At 47.0% G+C, this 4,693-nt stretch carries 3 protein-coding genes; 1 reads left to right on the top strand and 2 read right to left on the bottom strand.

Features of this window, described 5'->3' with window-relative positions; translation table 11 throughout:
- The first annotated feature begins 66 nt into the window (after window positions 1–66).
- Window positions 67–282 (top strand): hypothetical protein, encoded by a 216-nt coding sequence (locus tag NWQ57_RS06200; protein WP_306021269.1) that lies wholly within the window; start codon window positions 67–69, stop codon window positions 280–282.
- 109 nt (window positions 283–391) lie between these two features.
- Here NWQ57_RS06200 and NWQ57_RS06195 read toward each other — a convergent pair whose 3' ends face one another.
- Complete coding sequence (locus tag NWQ57_RS06195) at window positions 392–3,493, bottom strand: efflux RND transporter permease subunit (RefSeq protein WP_306021268.1); 3,102 nt, start codon at window positions 3,491–3,493, stop codon at window positions 392–394.
- Window positions 3,494–3,502: 9 nt separating this feature from the next.
- The gene (locus tag NWQ57_RS06190; RefSeq protein ID WP_306021267.1) at window positions 3,503–4,540 is read right to left on the bottom strand and encodes an efflux RND transporter periplasmic adaptor subunit; all 1,038 of its coding nucleotides are present in this window, start codon (window positions 4,538–4,540) and stop codon (window positions 3,503–3,505) included.
- Window positions 4,541–4,693 lie beyond the last annotated feature (153 nt).

The following is a 4,693-nucleotide window of genomic DNA, read 5'->3' as shown; positions in this document are numbered from 1 at the left end:
ACTAATCTTGTTAGGGTAAGGGCTAGACGACAACGTTACTGATTGAATAATGTAGGAGTAAGACGAATGGCCTCAGGCAATAACAAGCCCCATGAACAAAGTATTGCTAACTTTGCGGCGTTAAAAACCGCTATCGCTAATGGCGAAGAAGAGTCAGTAAAAAGCTTATTGGGCGACCAATCTATGCAAGAGTTAGAAAAAAGCTATTTGCTAGACTTAGCTGAGCTTAATGGGAACGCTAACATCATTACGTTACTCAAAGACATTTCGCTTAAGCCATAGTTGTGGCAGCTCGATAGCATAGTTTGCAGCAGGATAGCGTACTGCTGTGCTTCCTTTCACCCTTCTATTGTTAGTATCGCCGAATAACTATTTTGGCTAATTGTTATTCCTAATGCTCTAGAGCTTCTATATCCAGCAATTCTTTTTCTAACTTCTTACTTTCATCAGCTCGCGGTTTAACTAAACGGGCTAAGGCTAAATACAGCACTGGCGTTAAAAATAGGGTAAACAATACCGCAAAGCCAAGGCCACCAAACACCACCCAGCCAATGGCGTTGCGTGCTTCTGCGCCCGCACCGCTCGATAATATCAGCGGCAAACCGCCCAGCAAGGTAGATACTAAGGTCATGGTAATGGGTCTAAGACGAATCAAAGCGGCTTGTTCCACTGCTTCTCGCACACTTAAACCTTTGTCACGCAGCTGGTCAGCAAATTCCACTAATAAGATGGAGTTTTTAGCCAATAAACCGATGAGCATGACTAAACCTATTTGTGAGTAAATATTGATACTGGTACCAGTGAGATAAAGTGCAAAAAGCGCAGCGGCAATACCAAAGGGCACGGTTAGCATGACCACCACAGCACTGTTGATACTTTCAAATTGTGCGGCTAATACCAGTAGCACAATCACAAAGGCTAGAACGTAGGTTAAGGTGACTTCTCTGGCGGTTTCTTCATAAGCGAGGGCTTCTCCTAAAAATACAATACCCACGTTTTCTGGCAATGTGCGTTCGGCGGTTTGACTTATAATACCAACCGCAACATCGATGGGCATGTCTTCGGGCAGTTCTAAATCTATTTCAATGGCTCGGCGCTGGGCATGGCGTTCAAGCTCGGCAGCAACCCCTTCTTCGCGTATGGTCGCAAGGCTCGATAAGGGCACTAAGCTGCCGCCTTGTGAGCCAACATACAAATTGGCTAAGTCTGAGGGATCATTAATGCTTGAGCGATTGGCCTGCAAAATAATAGGAACCGCCTGGTCGCCAACGTTAAGGTCTGCGATATCATCACCATTGATGGCGGCGCGTAAGGTGGTAGAAATATCGTTGAGCGGCACACCAAGTTCGTCAGCACGCTGGCGGTCAATTTCTACGCGCAATTGTGGTTGAGTGGGTTGGTATGAAATATTGGGTTTGCCAAATTCTGGGTATTCTGTTTCTAAAACATTAGAAAACGCCACTGCTGCCGCAAAAATTTGCTCATAAGTTTGACCAGTCAGCGCAATTTCTAAACCACCGCCTTGGCCACGTAAACTTAAACTATTGGTGCCAAACGCACGTCCTGGGGCACCTGGAATATTACCTACTGGTCCACGAATTTGATCAATAATGTCTTGTTGGCTAAGACTACGCTCTGACCAATCTTTTAACGGTGCGGTAATCGATACAATATTCGGATCCCACTGGCCAACAACCGTGTAAATTGAATCCATCTCGCCATCATCAACAAAGGGTTGCAGAATATCTTCCATTTGCTGGGCTTGGCGGTCCATAAAGTTAAGTCCAACGCCATCTGGGCCGCGAGCAAAAACTCGAATCGAGCCGCGATCTTCACTGGGCAATAATTGGTTTTCGAGCTGCCAATATAAACTGGCTGCACCGGTCGCCGCTAATACGCTGATAAAAAACACCCACCACGCATGATTCAAACTCCATTTAAGTGCTGTACCGTAAGCCGACAATAACTTATTGCCCAGTGCGCTGAAGATGTGTTTTTTGTCTTTGTTACCCGCTGATAATTTAGCCGTTAATGCGGGCACTAAAGACAAGGCGACAAACGAAGAAATAATGACTGCGCCAGCTAACACTCCGCCAAATTCGCGAAATAATCTACCAGCGGTGGATGGTAAAAATGCAATAGGTACAAAAACCGCAGCCAATACTGCGGTGGTGGCCAGTACCGCAAAAAATACTTCACGGGTTCCCACTACGGCCGCAGCTCTACTGCCTAAGCCCATTCCTCGGCGACGTTGAATGTTTTCTGATACCACAATGGCATCATCAACAATTAAACCTGTAGCTAACACTAAAGCCAATAAGGTCAAAATATTGATAGAAAACCCCAGCGCCCAAATCACCGCGAGTACACCAATAAGCGACACTGGGATAGATAAGGCTGGCACAATGGTCGCCCGCCATGAGCCAATAAATACCCACAACGTGGCGATAACCAGCGCAATGGTAAAAAGCAATGAGGTAAGCACTTCTGAGACCGAGCCGCGGATAAATTCGGCGTCGTCCGAGGTAACCTGAATAGTCAAATCGGTAAAACGTTTATCCAGATTCGCAACCAAAGCAAGCACTTCATCTGATATTTCAATGGTATTTGAGCGGGCCTGGCGAATGATTTCTAAGCCAATCACCGGTACACCATTGAGGCGTACCATATTTTGGCCATCTGCTGGGCCAAAATACACATCAGCGACATCACCAATTCTGGTATCACCCGCAATAAGCATATCTTTGACCTGTCGAGCGGTGATAGAAGTAGCATCGGCACGCACAATAAGTTGGTGGTCCGTTGAGCGAAAACTGCCTGCAGGCACATCAAATGGGGCTTGGCGCAATACATTGGCAACCTGAGTCACAGTTAAACCAAAACTGGTCAGGCGCAATGGGTCAAGCATTACCCGTAATACCCGTTGCCTATCGCCGTTTAACCGCACATCAGCAACACCAGGAATACTTAAAAATAACGGCGCAAGGTCTTTGTCGACTCGCTCAGTCATGCTTTCAAGGTCCAGTACGCTGCTAGAAATCGCTAAACTGACCACTGCTTCAGCGTCGTTATCTGCTTTGATAACCGATACTTGCTCAACGTCATCGGGTAACTCCCGTTGTACGCGGCTGACTGATTCGCGGGTTTCATTGGCTGCATCATCTAAATTTATACCGGGGCGAAACTCTACTACTATGCGTGAACTGTTTTCTTCACTTTGGGCACGGATTGACTTAACACCGCTGACCCTCGCCACCGCACCTTCGAGCTTACTGGTAATTTCGGTATCGATGGTTTCGGGCGAACCACCGGGTAGGACTGCACGTACGGTGATGACGGGGCGGTCGACATCAGGCAGTTCACGAACTTCAATCGCGTTTATGGCCGCAAGCCCGGCAATCATCACCAGTAAATTCAAAACAATAATTAAGATAGGCCGACGAATAGACAGAGAGGGCAAGTCGTTGCTGAGTAGCTGCATATTAAGTTTCATGATACGCCCTTAGTTTACTGTTTGACTGAAGCTAAGCGCTTGGCCTTCGCGCAAACGTTGTATGCCTTCAGTTATCAGCAATTGGCCTTCGCTGAGTTTACCGTCCACTAAAATTCTGCCCGCTAGTCGCTGCTTAATGGCTACATCTACTCTTCTGGCCTGTTGCTGTTCTGCCACCCACACATAAGCGCCAGTTGCGTCCCACATCAGCGCAATTTCTGGAATAGAGGCGTAACGCTGGCCTTCAAGCAGTAATTCCACGCGAAAACTCATACCCGGGCGATAGTTATCTGCACGGTTGTTCAGCAGGGCTCTAACACGAAAAGAGCGGCTATCTACATTGATACGCGAATCAATCTGGCTGATAACCGCTTTAACAGGGGCGTCGGTATTTAACCAAGGCTGTAAAGTTAGGGTAGGTTTGCCCGACAACATCGGCAGGGCGATTTCGGGGGCAGTGAAATTAACAAATAATTCAGCGCGATTGTCTAGGGTAGTAATCGGGGTTTGGATGGTAATACGATCGCCTACTTCAACGTCAGTAAAACCCACTACGCCAGCGAAAGGGGCACGCACCACCCGATCTTCAAGTTCAACTTCGGCTTCTTGTAGAGCAACTTTACTGAGTTCGAATAGGGTGATGGCATCGTCTAATTCATTTTGCGGCACGGCGCCTTGAGCTCGACTTTCTTTTAAACGAGTTACTGTGCGCCGAGCATCTTCTAGGGTAATTTTAGCCCGTTCTAAGGCCACGCGTTGTCGACGATCATCAAGGTGCAGTAAAACGTGGTCTTTTTCAACTTTATCACCTGGGCTAAAAAGCACCTCGGTGACACGGTCTGCCACAGCAGGAAAAAGTACCACTGAATATATGGCTTCTGCTGTACCAACCGACTGAATGCGTTCGCGATCGTTTTCAAATTGCAAAGGGCTAACGATGACATTAGCAGCAATATTTTCGCCCCGCTGTTGAGCGGCGACGTAAAACGAGGAAAAAAAGAGGATTAGTAGGGTTAAGCAGAATGTTGGCTTCATGTCTTTTATCATTAGCATCCCTTATCAATAAGCGCGCATTCCTTGATGGAATGAAGTGTATTTATACCATAGTTGTTGTTGCCATGCAGGTACGCCCGCTATAGCAAATTTGATCAAAGAGATGCCTGAGTATGCGATGAAAAACATACTGGTCAGGTGAACGGC

It is taken from the genome of Paraglaciecola sp. (assembly GCF_030730205.1).
GTDB lineage: Bacteria > Pseudomonadota > Gammaproteobacteria > Enterobacterales > Alteromonadaceae > Paraglaciecola.
The sequence above is the reverse complement of the archived record's forward strand: the minus strand, read 5'-3'. Positions and strand labels throughout refer to the sequence as shown.